This is a genomic window from Flavobacterium kayseriense (assembly GCF_014305095.1).
Taxonomy (GTDB): Bacteria; Bacteroidota; Bacteroidia; order Flavobacteriales; family Flavobacteriaceae; genus Flavobacterium; species Flavobacterium kayseriense.
This window is the reverse complement of record NZ_JACRUI010000005.1, coordinates 28,643-47,766: the sequence shown is the minus strand read 5'-3', so window position 1 is coordinate 47,766 and position 19,124 is coordinate 28,643. Positions and strand designations below refer to the sequence as shown.

Below are 19,124 nucleotides of genomic sequence, written 5' to 3'. Positions count from 1 at the left end.
TATGCAGTACTTTTTTATTGTTCTCTAGGTTTTACTAAACATTCGACAAATGCATTTTTTATGCTTTTATTTAAATCTCTCATATTTTTGAATTGGCTAACATTTACTTTTTCAAAGATCTCTTCTTCAATGCTTTCTGGAAGATCTTTGTTAAAGTGAATTTTGAATTTTTGGATAATTGATTTTATTCTAAAATCTACAAACTTCTGTTTATCTCTATGGAATAATAGTGTGAAATATCCTTTATAATCAAATCTAGAACGTAATTCAGGAGAAATAATTTTAGTAAAATCCTCTTTACTAATATTGGAGGTGAAAATTATAATGAAACCATTTAAATCAATTTCTTCACTTAGTGAACTTGACATTTTTCCATTTTCTAGCACGTCAAGAAAATAATTAAAAAGTGTAGAATTTGATTTTTCAAATTCATCAATTAGAATTAATCCAATATCTGAATTTTTAACTCGTATGAAAATTTCACCTTCTTCACTTCCTATATATCCTCTTGGACTTCCAATAAGAGAATTTAAAGAATTATCACTACTATAATTTCCAAAATTTATTTTTGCAAGTTTACCTTTTCCTCCTAAACATTTGTGAATGGCTCTTGCAACTTCAGTTTTACCAACACCAGAATCTCCCATTAAAAAAAGAGACAATATTTTATGTTCTCCAAGTTTATTGAAAACTCTAAAGTTTGTTATTAATTTAGAGAAATCATCTTTAAATTTTTCGTGACCGTAAATTTCAGAGGAGAATGCTTTTAAGAAAGTATATACTTCTTCATTTGTAATGTCGATTATTTTTTTGTGTTTTAAAGGTTTTTCAAACTTAATTTCATCTTCATCCGTTACAATTATTCCCTCTATAATTTCTAAATCATTAAATTCATAGAAGCAAAATCGGAGTTCGTATTCAAAAAGTTTTTTATTTTCTTTATCTGAAATGAAAGTAATATTTTCATTAAAGTAAGGAAATAGACTTTCAGAATTGTATTGTAAGGAATTAAGACTTGAAAGAGATGAAATATCGACGATTTGATCTAATTCACTAACATCATTAGCAAGTTCAAAATTACGCATATATTCAGTTACACTTATAATTTTAAAACCCTCTTTTTCTTTAGTTTTTTTAAAATAATCGAAGTAATTTTTATCATAAAATAAAAGTTCTGGTACCATTCAAAATTATTTAGGGAAGTTTACATTTTGAACAATAGCTAATAAATCAATATAGTGGTATTCTTTGTCGCTTTGCTCTGAGCTTGAAAATAAAAAACTATTATTATTTGTTTGAGTTTGATATTGACTATCCTGAATCTCATCATTTTCGGGACTATTTAATATATTCTGCATTGAACCTAATTCTTGGAAGAATTCTAAAGAATTTTTTAAAGCTTCTATTTTAATTTTTCCTTTATATAATCCGACTATTGAAACTTTTCCAATAAATAAATCATCTACACTATATGAACTTTCAAACTCACTTTCAAATGTAAGTGGAATTTTTACTAATACAGATTCTTCAGAATCTTTTATAGTTCCTTTCATTTTATAAGCGTAATCTTTAAACATCGAGTTGAATAAATTATTTATATCAAATCCATTTGCTCCCGGAATGTTCATGCCTTTAAATGAACCACTTGTAAAAAGTTTTACCGTTCTGAGTTCAGGTTCATTTTCTAGTGATAAATTTACATTATCAATTTTTATTAATTGACCTTCTTCTAAATTACTAAAGTCTTGAGTTCGTTCGCTTCGCTCAATTATTTCACTTAAAATTATAGATTTGGTTGTTTTGATTTCAAAATTTTCTAAAACTTTTTGTGAATCAGACTTTGAATTTTTGTTTGATGCTTCAGCATCAATACCTATTCCAGTATTAAAAAAGTTTAAAAAATTAACTCCAAGTTTTCCTTTATAGTCAACATCTTTTTGGTTTGTGGAGTCGGTTTGCTTTTCCCGATTTAAAGCGATAACATTACTAAGCATCATCTTTATTTCGTATACTTTTGGAAAATTTATGTAGTAAATATTAAAAATCATATTTTAATTATTAAGTATTTTGGCGGTTCTGCGTTAGTATTGCATACAACGTTTGGCTGCTTTGAGATGGCTGGAAAATCGTAACAGCTCAATTTTCGGCTTAACGAAAACTTGATGCGAAATGATAATTCCACTAAATTCCAGCTATATCAAAACAGCGGTTATAGAGCGTTTTTTTATATTTCCCAACCATTATTTTTTGCATTAGTTTTTAAGTTTTCCAATTTTTTATTTAGTTCAATTTCAAAATTGTCAAGTTGACTTTTAGTGGCGGAAAAATTGTCAAACCAATCAAACATCTCATAAAGCTCGTTCATCGAAACTAATTTTGAAATTTCTCTGACTAATTGATCACAGACTTCATTATAAACTTTAAGCTTAAAGTTCACAATGTCCGTTAATGGATGATCGTGTGGTCCACCTGCTGCCATATTTATTTTTTTAACAATTAACTTTTTTCAATTCAATTTCGCTTATTCCTGCAGCATCTAAATATAATTCGGAAAACTCTTCTGAGTCGATAAGGCAAATTCCGCCAACTGGATTTAATTCAATATTTTTCACAACGATTCTGAAGTTAAAATTCTGTGAGTTTGCACTTCCATTTTTGACAGTTAATTTTTGAACTACATTTTTAAATTTCAGATAATTTTCCACCGCAACAAAATTTCCGCCTATTGCGCCCATATTTTCGTCAATAATTTTAAAATTCACAGTTCCAATTTCGGAATTATTTATAAAAATGTGTCCTTTCATTTCTGATTTGTTGTCTTTTTGCACGATTTTTTAAAATGCTCTATAACTCGTATATAACGTCAAATATACACCTCTTTTTCATTATTTTTTATAATTATTTAAGTTTTTTCTTATTTTAATAATAGATAGTGCGATTGACAATAAATATAATTTTAGGATTTATAAAAATCGTGATCAGAAAAATTACTCGTCTCCTTTAGCCCTGATCGTCGCGGCATACTCGCAGTGAAACGCAGAGATACAGCAGAGAGCAGGAGGGAAGGTTGTTTTGAAAATTACTATTCTGCTTCTAAAAAATAAAATATAAAAAAACACCAGCCTTGCGACTGATGTTCTCTTACTACAAAAAAAAAATATAATTAATTATTCTACTACTTCGGTTTGATTTCTAAAAACCACTTCGCCATCAAAAGCATCTAAAAGAATAATGCTTTCGGTTGCAATTTTGCCGGCCAAAATCTCCTTAGACAACTTGTTTAATACCTCACGCTGAATGACACGTTTCACTGGGCGGGCTCCAAATTGTGGATCGAAACCTTTTTCAGAAAGATATGCAATCGCATCGGGTGTAGCGTCCATGGTAATGCCTTGTAATGCAAGCATTTTAGTGACTGATTTTAGTTGTAAACTCACGATTTTAGTAATATTTGCTGTCGTTAAAGGTGTAAACATCACAATCTCGTCTATACGGTTAATAAATTCAGGTCGCACCGTTTGTTTTAGCAGGTTCAGTACTTCTATTTTGGCTACTTCGGTGGTTTCTTCAAGACTACCTTTGATATTCTCAAATTTCTCTTGTATAATTTGGCTTCCCATGTTAGAAGTCATGATGATTATGGTGTTTTTGAAATCGGCTAAGCGCCCTTTGTTATCTGTCAAACGACCTTCATCAAGCACTTGTAACAAGATGTTGAATGTGTCTGGATGTGCTTTCTCGATTTCATCTAATAATATTACAGAGTACGGCTTTCTACGTACCGCCTCCGTTAACTGACCACCCTCGTCATAACCCACATATCCTGGAGGCGCACCCACTAAACGGCTCACACTGTGGCGCTCTTGGTACTCACTCATATCAATACGCGTCATGGCGTTTTCGTCGTCAAATAGATATTCGGCCAAAGCTTTTGCCAATTCTGTTTTTCCCACACCCGTTGTTCCAAGGAACAAAAAAGTTCCTACAGGTTTACGCATGTCTTGCAAACCAGCTCGAGAACGGCGTACGGCATCACTCACGGCTTCGATCGCTTCTTCTTGACCTACTACTCGGCGGTGCAACTCCTCTTCAAGGTGTAGCAGTTTTTCACGCTCGCCTTGTAGCATTTTCATAATCGGTATTCCTGTCCACTTAGCAACTACTTCGGCAATGTCCTCACGGGTTACTTCTTCTTTAATTAATGAACTGCCGCCCGCTTGGTTTTCGACTAATTCTTTGTGCAAAATATCTAATCGCTCTTGGGCTTCTTTGATTTTTCCGTAACGTATTTCGGCTACTTTTCCGTAATCTCCCTCACGTTCCGCACGTTCTGCTTCGTATTTGTAATCTTCGATCTCCGTTTTAATGGCTTGCACATTATCCACCACATCTTTCTCTGATTTCCATTTGGTGTAAATGGTGTTGCGGTCTTCTTTTAAGTTTGCCAATTCCATTCCCAGGACTTTGAGCTTGCTTTCGTCTTTTTCGCGTTTTATAGCTTCGATTTCGATTTCGAGTTGCATTACTTTTCGGTCCAATACGTCTAGCTCTTCTGGTTTAGAGTTGATTTCCATTCTAATTTTGGAAGCAGCCTCATCCATCAAATCAATCGCTTTGTCCGGAAGAAAACGATTAGTGATATAACGCTGTGACAACTCTACAGCGGCAATAATAGCCTCATCTTTGATTTGGACTTTATGGTGTGTTTCGTATTTTTCTTTGATTCCACGTAAAATAGAAATCGCGCTCTCGGTATCGGGTTCTTCGATTATAATTTTCTGGAAACGACGCTCTAGTGCTTTGTCTTTTTCGAAATACTTTTGGTATTCATCTAAAGTCGTTGCTCCAATAGCGCGGAGTTCTCCACGAGCCAAAGCCGGTTTTAAAATATTAGCTGCATCCATAGCGCCTTCGCCACCACCTGCGCCTACGAGCGTATGAATTTCGTCAATGAAAAGCACAATATCGCCCTCGGCAGCGGTTACCTCTTTTACTACGGCTTTTAGACGCTCTTCAAACTCACCTTTGTATTTGGCTCCTGCTATAAGCGCTCCCATATCCAGTGAAAAAACGATTTTGTCTTTTAAATTATCAGGTACATCGCCATCAACGATTCGATGTGCTAAACCTTCAGCAATAGCGGTTTTACCCACACCAGGTTCTCCCACAAGCATGGGGTTGTTTTTAGTTCGACGTGTCAAGATTTGTAGTACACGTCTAATTTCCTCATCACGACCAATTACAGGGTCTAGTTTCCCTGCTTTGGCTAACTCATTTAGATTTTTGGCGTACTTATTTAGAGAATTGTACGTCTCTTCGGCTGATGCTGAAGTAACGCGTTCTCCTTTTCGCAATTCGTCAATAGCTGCTTTTAAACCTTTTTCAGTTACCCCTTGGTCTTTTAAGATTTGTGAAACTTTACTTTTTGAACCAAAAATTGCCAGAATTAAATGTTCGATAGAAACAAACTCATCATTCATTTTTTTCGCAATAATCTCTGCCTCGTTTAAAGCTTTGTTTGCCTCTCTTGACAACATGACTTCGCCACCAGATACTTTTGGAAAACTTTGAATGGTACTATCTAAAACCTGAATAAATAGTGGCACGTTTACATTTAGTTTTTTCAAAATAAAAGGGGCTACATTTTCATCGACCTCAAATATGGCCTTAAAAATGTGTTCATTCTCTATTTGCTGCTGTCCAAAACCTTGAGCCAATTGTTGCGATTGCTGAATGGCCTCCTGCGACTTAATGGTAAATTTATTGATGTTCATGATTTTTTATTTTTTAGTTACAAGCATAAGCTTGTTGGTTTGTAAAATAGTATATCGTGTGTATGTTCGTATTTTATTTTATATTTGTAAAGAAGGAATCAATTTATATTCCATAGTAAAATTACGGACAAAATGGCTTATAAACTATGATTTATATCATATAAATGATTCATAATGACCTATATACAGACAAATTATGAGTTTTTTAAAAAATATTTTTGGGAGTTCTGAAAACCAAAACGAATCCAATAGCAAGATGGATTGGGAACCATTAAATCATATATCTCAGTTAGATGAGATTATTAGCTTGTCAAACGAGAAGGCAGTGGCTATTTTTAAGCACAGCACAAGATGTAGTATTAGCCGTATGGCTTTGAAACAATTTGAAAATGAGTTTGATTTCCCAGAAAAAGTAACACCTTACTTCCTTGATTTAATCGCTTTTCGCGAAATTTCAAATGAGATCGCTAGCCGTTTTGGAGTGCAACACCAATCGCCACAATTAATCTTGATTAAAAATGGTAAAGCAGTTTATAATGTTTCGCATAGCGATATTGATTCTGCTGCCTTAAAAGCAAAAGTATAGTAGATCTAGAAGATTTAGAATAAAAGCCACGAATTCGCTAATTATCAATTTAATTAGTGAATTCGTGGCTTTGTTTTTAGAAAAAGTTGCTAGTAAGCAACCAGATAAATAAGAAAAACTTTGGCATATAATAGTATTTGTAGGTATCAATTATTTAAGCTTAGACGTAAATTTTATGTACAATTTGGTAGACCATAAATAAGTGCTGCTTGAATTCAATGCTTTCTATATTTACATTTAAATAAACTGTACTGGTATTTGTAATTAATTTTAAGGGTGATTTAAATCTTTGAAAACAATAAATCACAATCAATTCAAGAGTTGTAATCTGTACTAAGCTAATTTTTTTGGTTCATAAAATACTTAAGAATAAGTTTTGGTAATTGGTATTGGTCAGTTAACGACTACACATCATAATTACGTAATAGATCTCCATTATAATGTAATTTTCATAAAAAGTTATTTCACTACCTTACATGTGACTTAACTAATATAGAATCTAACAGCTTATGATTGATCGTTTTTTAAAAGTTAGACAAAATTCAGAACAGGTTTGCAAACCCTTGATAACCGAAGATTATTCGGTTCAAGCGAGTGAATTTGCCTCTCCTCCAAAATGGCATTTATCCCACGCTACCTGGTTCTGGGAAGAATTTATATTGACAAAATATGCAGTGGATTACATTGTGTATAATGAAGATTTTTCTTATTTATTCAATAGTTATTACAACAATGTTGGTAAGCGTGTTTTACGTCCTTCAAGAGGTTTGATGACCAGACCTTCTGTTGAGGAGGTTTATAAGTATCGTAAATATGTCACGGAGGCGATGGTCGCTTTTTTAGCTACAAAGCCAAATGAACAAATTTTAGCGATTATTGAAATAGGCCTTAATCATGAGGAACAGCATCAAGAACTTTTAGTATATGACATTAAATACATTTTAGGGAATCAACCTACTTTTCCAATGTATGACAATAGCTATAGAACTAAAGCCGAAATTCAAGAAGGGACTTTTATCAAAATCGAAGCGGGACTTTATGAAATAGGGCATCAAGAAAATACTTTTTGTTTTGATAATGAATTAGGGAAACATAAAGTATATGTAGGTGATTTTGAAATCAGCAATAAGCTAGTTACCAATAGAGAATACATAGAATTTATTACCGCTGGTGGATATCAAGATTTTAATTATTGGCATGACGAAGGATGGAGCTGGGTTAACAGCACTAAAATTGAAGCACCATTATATTGGTACAAAATTGATAATGAGTGGTGGAATTATACCTTAAACGGTTTGGAGAAAGTCGCTCTTGATTTACCCGTAATGCATGTTAGTTTCTATGAAGCTTTTGCATATAGTGAATGGAAAGGCTGTCGCTTGCCTACCGAATTTGAGTGGGAAATAGCGAGTGATCAATTGCAATGGGGACAACTATGGGAGTGGACAAATAGTGCCTACCTTGCTTATCCGGGGTTTAATAAATCCCCTGGAGCATTAGGAGAATACAATGGTAAGTTTATGATTAATCAAATGATTCTTAGAGGAGGCTCAGTGGCTACTCCAGAAGGACACAGCCGAAAAACATATCGTAATTTTTTCCATCCAAATCTGCGGTGGCAATTTAACGGAATCCGATTAGCGAAATAATTTAAAACAAATAGTATGAAAGCAATATTCAATAAAACAGTAGTTGCACAAAGTGATAACACAATTGTTATAGAAGGAAACCATTATTTTCCTATAGAAAGTATTCATAGTGATTATTTTACTAAGACGACTCATCATACCACTTGCCCATGGAAGGGGGAGGCTTCTTATTATACACTGAAAGTAAAGGATGAAATTAGCGAAAACGCAGCTTGGTCCTATAACGATCCAAAAGATTCGGCTAAGGAAATAAAGAATTACGTCGCATTTTGGAAAAATGTTTCGGTTGAAGAATAAGTTTCTAATTTAAAAATGCAGTTATGAAAAAGTTTGATTTTATAATAATTGGTAGTGGACAAGCAGGAATACCTTTGGCATTTAGCCTATCTAAAAAAGGTACAGTAGCACTTATTGAAAAGAGTTTAGTAGGCGGAACTTGTGTTAATAATGGTTGTGTTCCCACAAAAGCTTATGTGGCTAGCGCACGCAGAATGTGGGATAGCAGGCATGGTGAAGAAATGGGAATTGAAATTCCTGCAGGTGCAAAAGCAAATATGGAGAAAATCAAAGCCAGAAAAGATACTTTAGTAAATGGTTCCCGAGAAGGAATTGAAAAAAGTATTGCCAACAATGATACTATCACACTTTACAGAGGAGAGGCGCATTTTTTATCAAATTATGAAATTGCGGTTAACGAAGATAAAATTACAGCGAAACAAATTTTTATAAATGTAGGAGCAAGGGCAGTAATACCCGAGGAATATGCCCATGTTGATTATTTAACCAATATTGATATTTTAGGTTTAACCAAATTACCAGAGCATTTATTGATTATTGGCGGAAGCTACATTGGGCTAGAATTTGGTCAAATGTTCAAGCGTTTTGGCAGTAAAGTAACCATCATCGAGCGTGGTGATAGATTAATTAGTAGAGAAGATAAGAATGTAAGTGAAACGGTTGCCGAAATTATGCAATCTGAGGAGGTCGAAATTAAATTTAATGCTAAAGAGATTAAATTGTCTCAGGATAGTAGCGGAATTTCGATAAAAATAAATGGAGAGGAAAAGGAGGTTAAAGGGTCACATGTTTTACTAGCTATTGGGCGTTCGCCAAATACAGATACGTTGCACTTAGAAAATACGACAATAGAATTTGATAAAAAGAAAGGATATGTTGCCGTAGACGATTATTGCAAGACAAACGTAGATGGAATTTTTGCGATAGGAGATTGCAACGGAAAAGGGGCATTTACACATACTTCTTATAATGATTTTCAAATTGTAGAGAACTATCTTCTAGGAGATAAAAAAAGAAAAATCAGTGACAGAATTACAACTTATGGGCTGTTTATTGATCCGCCTTTAGGAAGAGTAGGAATGACAAAAATGGAAGCAGAGGAGAAAGGTTTTGATATTTTAATTGCACACAAACCCATGGATAAAGTAGGTCGCGCTAAAGAAAAAGGAGAAACAAAAGGATTTATGGAAGCAATTATCGATACTAAAACAAATCAGTTTTTAGGAGCTTGTGTTTTAGGTGTGGGTGGTGATGAAATCATTAGTAGTATCACGAATCTAATGTATGCAAAACAACCATACACTGTTTTTAGAGATGCAATTCATATTCATCCTACGGTAACCGAATTGATTCCTACGATGTTAGAAAGCTTAAAACCAATCATTAAAGAATAGCATTTTGATTACAAAACTATACGGTCATCTACGGTCAAATAGCTTGCTGTTTTATGGAGCATTGTTTGGTGTATTTTTCTTTGTTTCGGGTATACTAGCTCCTGAATTATTGACGCAGGGGTTAAATGAAGTAAACCAGAAATTACTATCGGTTTTTAGTACTTATTATTTATGGGTAGGTTTAATTACAGTTGTTGCGGCCTTAATTATTTTAGTTTTGCCTTTGCTAAAGCAACGTTTAGGAAATGAAAAACCCGCCTATTCGTATTTTAGTTGGGTAGCCTTATTGTACAGTACCGGAATGGGTTCTGGACTTTTATTGCGTGCAGTTCAAGAGCCCGTGTATTATTTTAGTAATACTCCCGTTGCAACCTCTAATAACAAAATAACGGCTTTGCAATATACTTTTTTTCATTGGGGATTTACACCTTGGGCGATGTACAGCCTGTTTGGTTTAATAGTCGCTTATAATCTTTATGTGAAGAAAACCAACAATGTATTAGATGCCATTGTACCTTATATTAAAAGTAAAGGCATAAAATATATAGCTACACTATTTATTGTTTTAATTACCGTTACAGGTGTAATTGCTTCATTAGGATTAGGAACGGCACAAGTGGTAAACGGCATTAATTATGCTTTTAAAGTTGATTTTGGCAACAATTTTTTATTGGCGATGGTTGTTTTTATAGGTGTTGTAGCTACCTATTCGGCACTTACGGGTTTGAATAAAGTTATTAAATTCTTAGCCGACTTAGATTTTACTTTTTCTATAGTTCTGATGTTATTTATTGCTTTCTTTTTAGATTTTAATGATTTTATTTACCATACAGCAATCGCTTTTTATAATTATGTGATTCATTTTTTTGAAATGAATTTGTCCTTAGGCAATTACAAAACTTCCGAAAATTTCACGAAAGAGTGGACCGTTTTTTATTGGGCTTTCTGGCTAGCTTGGGTTCCTTTTACTGGAATATTTATTGCAAGAATATCTAAAGGAAGAACAATAAAAGAGTTTTTAATTACAACAATTTTAATTCCCACAGTAGCTACTGTTATTTGGTTTTCCATTTTTGCAAATTCGGCTTTTGAAATTATTAGCATAGGTGATACATCACAATTTAACGATGTTTTTACATCGCTATTTGTTTTTTTAGAACATTTTCCGCTACACAATATCACCTTTTTTGTAGCAGGACTATTAGTGCTTATTTCGATAATAAACTCTGTTGATTCGGCGATTTTTGTGTTGGGAATGATTAGTGACAAAGGGAATGAAAACCCGTCTAAGAAACATAAATTAGGTTGGGGATTTATAATCACAGCAACAGCGCTTGGACTGACCGCCATTGGAACCAGTGAATTATTAAACGGAATAAGTAATTTATTAGTCATTATGGCTTTACCTTTTAGTTTTTTATATGGCTACATTATTTTTTTATTTTTTAAAAATACAATTGTGAAAAAGGATAATCCTATTCAAATTAACAATCCTTAAGTTAGTACTTAAACATTTTAAATTTTAAATAATTTATAACTTAACAAGATGAAAGAGATAAACACTATAAAAAAAATAGATCCCAATAATACTATGATAGACCAATTTAAGAAGGAGGTTGATGAGGGATTGAGCAATACAGAAAAGTCACTGCCATCTAAGTTTTTTTACGATAAAACAGGAGATGCTCTTTTTGTAAAAATCATGCATTTACCAGAATATTATGTTACACGTTCTGAGCATGAAATTTTTAAGCAACAAAGCAACGGAATCATCACTGCTTTGCAGCTTAAACCAGATACGTACTTTGAGTTAATTGAGTTGGGTGCTGGTGATGGTTTAAAAACCAAAGAACTTTTGAAAGAGCTGAATCGCGAAAAGTACAAGTTTGATTATATGCCTGTAGATATTTCTCAAAATGCTTTAAATAGTCTAGAAGCTGATTTAAATATTCAGTTACCAAGTGTGTCAATTAAGAAAAAACAAGGTGATTATTTTGAGGTTTTAGAATCATTGAAAGAAAACGAACACCCCAAAGTGATTCTGTTTTTAGGATCGAATATAGGAAATATGTCTGATGAAGTTGCCACCGATTTTATTTCGAAATTAAGTGCTAATTTACAAGAAGGGGATAAATTATTTTTAGGTGTCGATTTGATAAAACCAGCTTCGGTTGTTCTTCCCGCTTACAATGATAATCAAGGAGTGACCGCCGCTTTTAATCTAAATTTACTTTATAGAATAAATAGGGAGTTAGAAGCAAACTTTAATTTGGATGCCTTTAGACATCTACCAGAATATGATGAAAAGGACGGAATTGCTAAAAGTTATTTAGTTAGTACCAAAGCGCAAAAAGTGTACATCGCTGAACTTAATAAAACATTCCACTTTCAAGAAGGAGAAAAAATATTGATGGAAATATCACGAAAATACAATGATGAAATTTTAAGCAAAATTTTAAGCAAAACCGACTTTGAAATTAGAGATAGAATAACGGACAGCAAGAAGTATTTTGCAAATTATATTTTAGAGCGAAAATAAGTAAAACAAATAGCGCACTGTAGTTAGCGATCTAACAAATAAAAAAGATGTGTTTTTTATGGTTTTCCATAAAGAAGACCTCTTTTTTAAGTTTAGATTTGCTCTTATTTAAGTTTTTTTAAAGTTAAATTTGTTTGCTTGACAAAAATCGAAAAACAATCGTTTTTTAAGGTATCACTGTCCAAACTTCACTTTAGAAAATGCTATTGTTTCTGAAATTAAAAATTACAAAAGCCATAAACTATGAGCATAAAGATTTTGCATACCGCTGACTGGCACATTGGAAAACAATTATTAAAAATCGATTTTGCAAAAGACATGGATCTTTTTTTTGATTGGTTAATTGAATGTATTCAAGAAAATGATATCAATGTTTTATTGATGTCGGGTGATTTATTTGATCAAGCAAATCCTTCACAAGCGGCTATGGCGCAATATTATGGGTTTTTAAAGCGATTGTTACCGCTTAAATGCAAAGTAATCTTAACGGGTGGTAATCATGATTCACCGCACGTTATTAATGCTCCTAAAGACTTATTAGAGATTCTCGAAATAAAGGTAGTAGGAGGTATTCCTGAAAACATAGCCGATTTATTTGTAGAAATTGCTGTAGGTAATGAAAAAGTGGTGGTTGCTGCAGTTCCTTTTTTAAGGGATAAAGACATTAGGAATGCTGTCCCGGGAGAGTCGTACAGTGATAAAATTGAATTGATAAAAGACGGAATTGCAACTTACTTTGCTAATGTGAACCAACATTATAAAGCAAATTATGATAACACTCCTTTTATCGTGATGGCGCATTTATTTGCACAAGGGGCTTCAGTTTCTGATAGTGAACGCGAAATACAAATAGGAAATCAAGCGGGTGTTGCGTCGGCCGTTTTTGGAGAGGAACCACATTATGTTGCTTTGGGACACATCCACAGACCACAAATGGTGGGTAAGCCAAACATTCGCTACAGCGGTTCTCCAATAGCATTGAGTTTTAGTGAAAAAAAAGACATAAAAGAAGTGGTTATGCTGACTTTAGAAGGTAGTAATTTCACTGTCAATTTGCTGCCAATTCCAAAATTCAGGAAGCTATTAACTATTAAAGGAACAGTTAAAGATGTAACAAAAAAAATAGCAGATTATGAGTCGGATTCGATTTTAACTGATCTTGCTGAGGTAATTATTGAAGAGGATAATGAAAACATTTCACACATTAAAGCTTTGGAGGACTTATTGACATCAGAACCAGAAAACGGATTGCAAATATTAAAGGGAAGTATCAAGTTTAAAACGGAAGTTTCAGGTACTTCAAAATTGCTTTCTAAAGGAGAAGATATAAAGGATTTTTCTGCAGTTCAATTATTCGAAAAACGATTAGAACAGGACGATTCATTAGAAAATACAGATGAATTGATCAATGCTTTTAGAGAAATACTAGAAGGATTACAAACTTCTGAAATAACAGACTAATAGCTCCCAACGACTACTTTACTATGAAAATTTGCAAGATAAAATTTAAGAATATACACGCTCTAAAAGGCGAACATACTATTGATTTTGAAAATGGTATTCTGGGAGAAGCGGGGCTTTTTGTGATAACAGGCGCCACGGGTACTGGTAAATCAACTATACTGGATGTAATTACTTTAGCATTATACAACAAGATTCCTAGAATTGATAAAGCTATCTCAGAAAAAGTGATTGAAGACGAAGGAGTGATTTTGACTAAAAATGCTCTAGACTGTTATGCCGAAGTAGAATATGAAATGAAAGGAGAGAGGTACTTGTCTTCATGGTCGATTAGAAGAACAAGAACGGGTTCACTAGATAAACGAAAACAAGAATTAATAAAACTTTCTACAGGAGCAATTTTAGTTTCTGGTGTACAAGAAGTAGTTAGTGAGAATGAACGTATTATTGGTCTGAATTACAACCAGTTCGTACAGTCAATGATATTAGCTCAAGGGCAATTTTCTAAATTACTTTTAGCAAAAAAAGACGATCGAAATGCGTTGTTAGAAGAAATTACGGGGTCTTCTATTTATCGAAAAATTGGAAGGTCAGTTTTTCAAAGATTTCGTGGAGTGGAAGATGCTGTGAAGACGCAAAACATTAAAATGGGTGAAACTGTTTTGTTAACCGCCGAAGTGGTTAAAAAGATTCAAGATGATGTTTTATTGCAAAAACCTTTGCTAGCAGCTAGTTTAATCCAACAAGAAACCCTTGGAAAGAAAAAAATAGTTAAAGAAAATATTCTTAAAAATAGCAAGTTAAAGGAGACCAATGAAATTGAATGGATTGCTTTTGCAAAAGATAAAGCGGCATTTTTACCTCAGGAAAACCAACTGAAAATCCACGATAGTCTAGTTGTTTTTAAAGAACAAATGCTTGCTGTAGCTAATACCGAAAAAAAATCAGCTGAGTTATTAGAGCGGATCAATATTGGAAATAGTAAACTTTCTGAACAAGAAAAAGTAAAAAGCGAGTTGGTTTTGTTAGCTAGCACATTAGTAAAAAAAGAAGTTAATGCTGAAAAATTTGAAGAGGAAATAACAGACTTTAGAAATCGTGTTTTAGCATTACAAGAAACCGAAAAAAACAGCTTATCTCAAGCCAAACAACAATCACAACGTATAGAAGATAAACGCAATGAACTAAGTGGATACGGAATATCATTAACTATAAACGATACGTTATCAGATCAAATACAGTCCGAGTTAACTATAATTAATACCGAAGTTACCCGAAAAGGAATTACTTCTGTTGATGCAGTTAAATCAAAAAAAGATGATTTGACACGATTGATGATTCCCGCGAATCAGTTAATTGGAGACCGGAAATTATTTGACGAAAAAAGTAAAGGAATAGGGGAGTTGCAACTTAAAATTAAGAAGCAACAAGAGGAACTAGAAGTGTTAATTGCTTCAGGAAAATTACAAAGTGAGACATTAGAAAGTTTGTTGCCAAAGTTCGAAAAAGCAAAAAAAGAACTTGATGACTGGAAACAACGCAAAAGTTTAGACGAACACCGCCATGAATTAAAAGATGGAGAAGCTTGTCCGTTGTGTGGTTCTGAAACGCATCCATTTGCGCAGGAACTTTCGGCAACGTTGTTGAATTCGTTAGAAGAAAATTTTCAATCATTGACAAAGCAGTTAGAGGATTTGAAAAAAGCATTGCTTGAAAATGAAGTAAAGCGTCAAAGTTTGCAGAAGATAAGTACCGCCGAAACTTTAGCCTTAGACAATAGGATCGCGGAATTCAAAACTTTAGAATACAAGATAACCGAATTATGCAATCAGTTAAAATGGACTACAAAAGATAGCCTTGAAAAATGGCAGCAAGATACGACTGATTTCCAACAGGAATTAAAAGAACTAGATAAACTTGAAAATTTCATTAAAGCCAAGGTTGTCTTTATTGAAATGCAACAATTATTTAGTGATTATGCAGTTCTTAAAAATGGATATAGTGAGGCTAAGCAAGCTTTGTTATTGGTTTATGATCGAAAAGACATTACTACCGAAGTTAGTAAATTAAGTAACGATTTTAGCTCTTGTCAATCTACAATAAAGAGTTTAAAAGAGCAATTAACCGACTTTCAAAAGAGTAAAATAGAAACCATAAAAGAAAATGAAGCGTTGCTGGCGAGTCTTTTGCCTCAACTTGAAGAACATGGAATCACTTCTTTATCAGAATTGAAAGCTAAAATTTTAGACGAAAGTACAGCGAGTCAGCTTCGAAAAAACCTGCAACTGTTAGTGGAGAAGGAAATTCGTTTAGAAACCAACAAAACGGCTATCGACAAATCATTAGAAGAGGAGAAAAAATTAGATGATGCGTCAATTACATTGGAAGAAATAACTGTTTTATTACCAAAAATAATAGAAGAAATAGCGGTATTGAATAAACACATTTGGGATCAAGAAAACAAAATTGAAATTGATATTAAGAATAGAGAGAAGCTAAAAGAAAGTCAGAAAATAATGGATGGTTTACAAAAAGACTTAGCGCTTTGGAGTAAAATGAACTTATTAATAGGTGATGCTACGGGTAAAAAATTCTCTAATTTTGTTCAAGATTTAACCTTAAAACAGCTACTAGAATATGGTAATCAGCGATTAATAGGTTTTTCAGATCGTTATTTATTGGATACTACAAACGACTCTGATGGATTAAAAGTTATTGATACTTATATGGGAAACACAAAACGTTCCGTTAGCTCTTTATCAGGTGGTGAAACGTTTAAACTGAGTTTGGCTTTAGCTTTTGGTTTATCTGATTTAGCAGCTCGCAACGTCTCCATTGAGTCTTTATTTATTGATGAGGGATTTGGTTCTTTAGATCCAGAATCTCTAGATCAAGCGATTAGTATTCTTGAAAATATGCAAAACGAGAGTAATAAATCTATTGGTATTATTTCTCACGTAGGGGAATTGAAAGATCGTATTGGAACCAAAATTAAATTAGTTCGCACAGGAGCCGGTTATAGTACAATTGAAATTGAATAATTAAATTACTATAAGAGTTGTTTCGTAGAGAAGTGCAGTGGAAACGTAAATTTTCGTTATGAATAAATAGATAGAATAGGCTTTAAATTGAGGAGAAAATATAGACCTAAAGCCCCACGTTCACTAATTAGTACTTTAAGAAGTGAATGCGTGGCTTTTTTATTTAAAAGCTTCCGCCAGAACCACCACCACTGAAGTCCCCACCACCAAACTCTATAGGGGATTCGGTTGTTAGTTCGGGTTTTATACTTCCTATTTGTGATGTAACTAGGATCTCTGCGGTTAAAAAAGCATTTGTCTCTGTAAAACGATCAGGTTGGAACGTGATTCCGGTTTCTTTGTTTTTTAATTTTCTTATTGTAAAAAGTGTTATGGTAAATAAGATGGCTCCTCCTATTGTTAAGACAATTTCTATAGGTACAATCGAATAGTAAAATCGAATGCTGTACACTGAAAAACAAAAACTTAATAAACCAATCCACAGCAATATACGCTCTTTTTTGAGCACTGCTAATACTAAATATGCTGTTGGAACAATAAACGTAAAAGCATAAAATATAAAGGCAAATGGAATATCGCTTCCTATCGCAACATCTTGTCCCAATAAGGCAACAGAAAGTTCGCGCACTACCAAATAGTTTCCTGAAAAGTAAAACAGAATTAAAGTAAAATTCTGGGCTAATAAAAGTCCTTTGTGATAGTAAGCAGTAGCTAAATTTTGTATCGCTGTTTTGCTACTAAAAAATAGAGTTAAAGCATAAACCATCATAATAAATGGTAAAAAAGCATGTATGGATTCATCTAATTCAAATATGCCTAAAACTAAAGTATAGGTTAAGGCTAAACAAAACAACAATGCTACTGATAAGTGTAAGTAACGAAGATAACTTACTAACGCAGTTCCTGTTATAATTGCGGCCATAACTAATTCATCAAAATCAGTTGCAATTCCTACCGCTATTGCCAATGTGAGTTGGGATCCTATAATGAAGGCATCATCTAAACCATGGCCATAAAAGTTGGATCGAGCAAGAATTTCAGTACCTAAAAAGCCAACGATGGCAAAGAAAAATACTAAATACTCGTAATTAGTATCTAAAGCCTCTAAGCTAATTAATGCTAAAAAACCGCAGATTGAGGAATACAAAAATACACCTAAGATGAAAAAAAGAGCCCTAACTAAAATATTGTCGTGTGTTTTAGTGATAACTAACTCTTTAATAATTGTATCATATTGAACTTTGTCTATAAATCCAGCTTTTTTAAGCGATTGTGCTTCGTCAAGCAAATCATTATTTTGTACTATTGTTTTATCGTAAACTATCATTGTGTTTTTTGTTTATTAAATTGCTTTATCAACTTGATAAAAAGGATGATAGAACCAATAAAGTAAAATGGAACAAGGAAGAAAAAAGGGATTAGAAATTCATCGATTCGAATTAATTCAATGATTTTTAATAATATTATATTAGCACCAATATAACCATATACTACTGTGAAAATCAAAAGAGAAACAGTTTGATACTTATAACTTGCCTTATAAAAATAAAATAATGTAGTTCCCAAGATCATTGTAAATACAAACCAATAAGGTTGAAATAAATTATTGAGGCAGGAGATACTAATAAGATGCAATCCAAAGGTAAGATATACTTGAGTGAAATGCTTTTTTAAAGCAATTTGGTTACTGTATAGTGCCCAGGCTATCAGGATAACTCCTAACCCAATAGCTGAATAACTTAAAGTATTTGTATCGTAAAAGTTGTTTTGCAATAGTGCTTGCGGTGATACTGATAAGCCCACGTAAGCAGCAAGTCCCGTAATAGCTATTGATAGAATTCCTTTGTGGTCAAAATAGTAGGCACAAAAAAGTCCAATTGCTGTTGGAATTAATGTTGCTAAACCATAATGTGTGCCGAAAGCCGTGTATTGAAATTGTAAATATCCTATAAAAATACAACTAAGTAGCAGTGCAGCGAGTATGACGTAATCGTAAACAGGATTTTCAAAGTGAGTATGTTCTTTGTCGAATCCTTTTGATTGTTTAAAGCTTAGGTAGAAACATACCGCAGTCACCATTAATACTATTCCTAAAATAACAACATGACCAATGGTATCAATATTTTGATAAATTAAAATCCCAATTCCAGTTGTAAACGACAATATAGAAAGATAAAGGAATAACTTCAACTCTGCATGCAACGAAAAAATTCCTAATTTCCGATAGGCTTTTACTTGGGTAAATTGGGTTTCAGTAATTAATTTCCGGTCAAAAAGTTCCTGAGTTTTCGGTTCTTTGAATGGGTTCATAAGTGGTCTTAAATTGGCTAATAGCCAAATATATATAATTTGAACCAATTTCATTCTCTATATCTAGTATCGA

15 protein-coding genes are annotated in these 19,124 nt (G+C 33.1%); 8 read left to right on the top strand and 7 right to left on the bottom strand.

Going from position 1 to position 19,124, the window contains the following annotated elements:
• Positions 1 to 14: 14 nt before the first annotated feature.
• The 5 genes from H8R22_RS13510 to clpB form a co-directional block, all read right to left on the bottom strand.
• Positions 15 to 1,184 carry an AAA family ATPase gene (locus tag H8R22_RS13510; protein ID WP_187010927.1) on the bottom strand — a complete coding sequence of 390 codons (1,170 nt, stop codon included), beginning with the start codon at positions 1,182 to 1,184 and terminating at the stop codon, positions 15 to 17.
• A gap of 6 nt (positions 1,185 to 1,190) precedes the next feature.
• Positions 1,191 to 2,048 (bottom strand): hypothetical protein, encoded by an 858-nt coding sequence (locus H8R22_RS13505; protein WP_225876033.1) that lies wholly within the window; start codon positions 2,046 to 2,048, stop codon positions 1,191 to 1,193.
• Between the two features lie 176 nt (positions 2,049 to 2,224).
• On the bottom strand, positions 2,225 to 2,479 hold the full coding sequence (locus tag H8R22_RS13500) for a hypothetical protein (protein WP_187010926.1): 255 nt from the start codon (positions 2,477 to 2,479) through the stop codon (positions 2,225 to 2,227).
• A gap of 10 nt (positions 2,480 to 2,489) precedes the next feature.
• The gene (locus H8R22_RS13495; RefSeq protein ID WP_187016532.1) at positions 2,490 to 2,804 is read right to left on the bottom strand and encodes a hypothetical protein; all 315 of its coding nucleotides are present in this window, start codon (positions 2,802 to 2,804) and stop codon (positions 2,490 to 2,492) included.
• 363 nt (positions 2,805 to 3,167) lie between these two features.
• A complete protein-coding gene (gene clpB / locus H8R22_RS13490) occupies positions 3,168 to 5,774 on the bottom strand; it encodes an ATP-dependent chaperone ClpB (protein WP_187010924.1) in 2,607 nt (868 codons plus the stop codon).
• A gap of 196 nt (positions 5,775 to 5,970) precedes the next feature.
• Between clpB and ytxJ the strand changes: the two genes are divergently transcribed.
• The 8 genes from ytxJ to H8R22_RS13450 all read left to right on the top strand — a co-directional run bounded on the left by ytxJ (position 5,971) and on the right by H8R22_RS13450 (position 16,741).
• Positions 5,971 to 6,360, top strand: coding sequence for a bacillithiol system redox-active protein YtxJ (gene ytxJ / locus H8R22_RS13485; protein WP_187010923.1), 390 nt, complete (start codon positions 5,971 to 5,973; stop codon positions 6,358 to 6,360).
• 509 nt (positions 6,361 to 6,869) lie between these two features.
• On the top strand, positions 6,870 to 8,009 hold the full coding sequence (egtB, locus tag H8R22_RS13480; protein WP_187010922.1) for an ergothioneine biosynthesis protein EgtB: 1,140 nt from the start codon (positions 6,870 to 6,872) through the stop codon (positions 8,007 to 8,009).
• Between the two features lie 15 nt (positions 8,010 to 8,024).
• On the top strand, positions 8,025 to 8,306 hold the full coding sequence (locus tag H8R22_RS13475; protein WP_187010921.1) for a DUF427 domain-containing protein: 282 nt from the start codon (positions 8,025 to 8,027) through the stop codon (positions 8,304 to 8,306).
• Positions 8,307 to 8,329: 23 nt separating this feature from the next.
• Positions 8,330 to 9,700 (top strand): mercuric reductase, encoded by a 1,371-nt coding sequence (locus H8R22_RS13470; RefSeq protein WP_187010920.1) that lies wholly within the window; start codon positions 8,330 to 8,332, stop codon positions 9,698 to 9,700.
• Between the two features lie 4 nt (positions 9,701 to 9,704).
• On the top strand, positions 9,705 to 11,198 hold the full coding sequence (locus tag H8R22_RS13465; protein ID WP_187010919.1) for a BCCT family transporter: 1,494 nt from the start codon (positions 9,705 to 9,707) through the stop codon (positions 11,196 to 11,198).
• A gap of 48 nt (positions 11,199 to 11,246) precedes the next feature.
• Positions 11,247 to 12,239: an L-histidine N(alpha)-methyltransferase gene (locus H8R22_RS13460; RefSeq protein WP_225876032.1), complete on the top strand. Its 993-nt coding sequence runs from the start codon at positions 11,247 to 11,249 to the stop codon at positions 12,237 to 12,239.
• Positions 12,240 to 12,482: 243 nt separating this feature from the next.
• Positions 12,483 to 13,700: an exonuclease subunit SbcD gene (sbcD, locus tag H8R22_RS13455; protein WP_187010918.1), complete on the top strand. Its 1,218-nt coding sequence runs from the start codon at positions 12,483 to 12,485 to the stop codon at positions 13,698 to 13,700.
• A 23-nt stretch (positions 13,701 to 13,723) separates the two neighbouring features.
• A complete protein-coding gene (locus H8R22_RS13450; RefSeq protein WP_187010917.1) occupies positions 13,724 to 16,741 on the top strand; it encodes an AAA family ATPase in 3,018 nt (1,005 codons plus the stop codon).
• A 163-nt stretch (positions 16,742 to 16,904) separates the two neighbouring features.
• Here the strand turns inward: H8R22_RS13450 and H8R22_RS13445 are convergent, their stop codons facing one another.
• The gene (locus tag H8R22_RS13445; RefSeq protein WP_187010916.1) at positions 16,905 to 18,068 is read right to left on the bottom strand and encodes a hypothetical protein; all 1,164 of its coding nucleotides are present in this window, start codon (positions 18,066 to 18,068) and stop codon (positions 16,905 to 16,907) included.
• Positions 18,065 to 19,051, bottom strand: coding sequence for a DUF2157 domain-containing protein (locus H8R22_RS13440; protein ID WP_187010915.1), 987 nt, complete (start codon positions 19,049 to 19,051; stop codon positions 18,065 to 18,067). Before H8R22_RS13440 ends, H8R22_RS13445 begins: the two co-directional genes overlap by 4 nt.
• Positions 19,052 to 19,124: the final 73 nt, after the last annotated feature.

What these genes read in the sequence shown, in the direction of transcription:
- H8R22_RS13510 (WP_187010927.1), bottom strand. Translation starts at nt 1,184, where the DNA reads ATGGTACCAGAACTTTTATTTTATGATAAAAATTACTTCGATTATTTT.
- H8R22_RS13505 (WP_225876033.1), bottom strand. Translation starts at nt 2,048, where the DNA reads ATGATTTTTAATATTTACTACATAAATTTTCCAAAAGTATACGAAATA.
- H8R22_RS13500 (WP_187010926.1), bottom strand. Translation starts at nt 2,479, where the DNA reads ATGGCAGCAGGTGGACCACACGATCATCCATTAACGGACATTGTGAAC.
- H8R22_RS13495 (WP_187016532.1), bottom strand. Translation starts at nt 2,804, where the DNA reads ATGAAAGGACACATTTTTATAAATAATTCCGAAATTGGAACTGTGAAT.
- clpB (WP_187010924.1), bottom strand. Translation starts at nt 5,774, where the DNA reads ATGAACATCAATAAATTTACCATTAAGTCGCAGGAGGCCATTCAGCAA.
- ytxJ (WP_187010923.1), top strand. Translation starts at nt 5,971, where the DNA reads ATGAGTTTTTTAAAAAATATTTTTGGGAGTTCTGAAAACCAAAACGAA.
- egtB (WP_187010922.1), top strand. Translation starts at nt 6,870, where the DNA reads ATGATTGATCGTTTTTTAAAAGTTAGACAAAATTCAGAACAGGTTTGC.
- H8R22_RS13475 (WP_187010921.1), top strand. Translation starts at nt 8,025, where the DNA reads ATGAAAGCAATATTCAATAAAACAGTAGTTGCACAAAGTGATAACACA.
- H8R22_RS13470 (WP_187010920.1), top strand. Translation starts at nt 8,330, where the DNA reads ATGAAAAAGTTTGATTTTATAATAATTGGTAGTGGACAAGCAGGAATA.
- H8R22_RS13460 (WP_225876032.1), top strand. Translation starts at nt 11,247, where the DNA reads ATGAAAGAGATAAACACTATAAAAAAAATAGATCCCAATAATACTATG.
- sbcD (WP_187010918.1), top strand. Translation starts at nt 12,483, where the DNA reads ATGAGCATAAAGATTTTGCATACCGCTGACTGGCACATTGGAAAACAA.
- H8R22_RS13450 (WP_187010917.1), top strand. Translation starts at nt 13,724, where the DNA reads ATGAAAATTTGCAAGATAAAATTTAAGAATATACACGCTCTAAAAGGC.
- H8R22_RS13445 (WP_187010916.1), bottom strand. Translation starts at nt 18,068, where the DNA reads ATGATAGTTTACGATAAAACAATAGTACAAAATAATGATTTGCTTGAC.
- H8R22_RS13440 (WP_187010915.1), bottom strand. Translation starts at nt 19,051, where the DNA reads ATGAACCCATTCAAAGAACCGAAAACTCAGGAACTTTTTGACCGGAAA.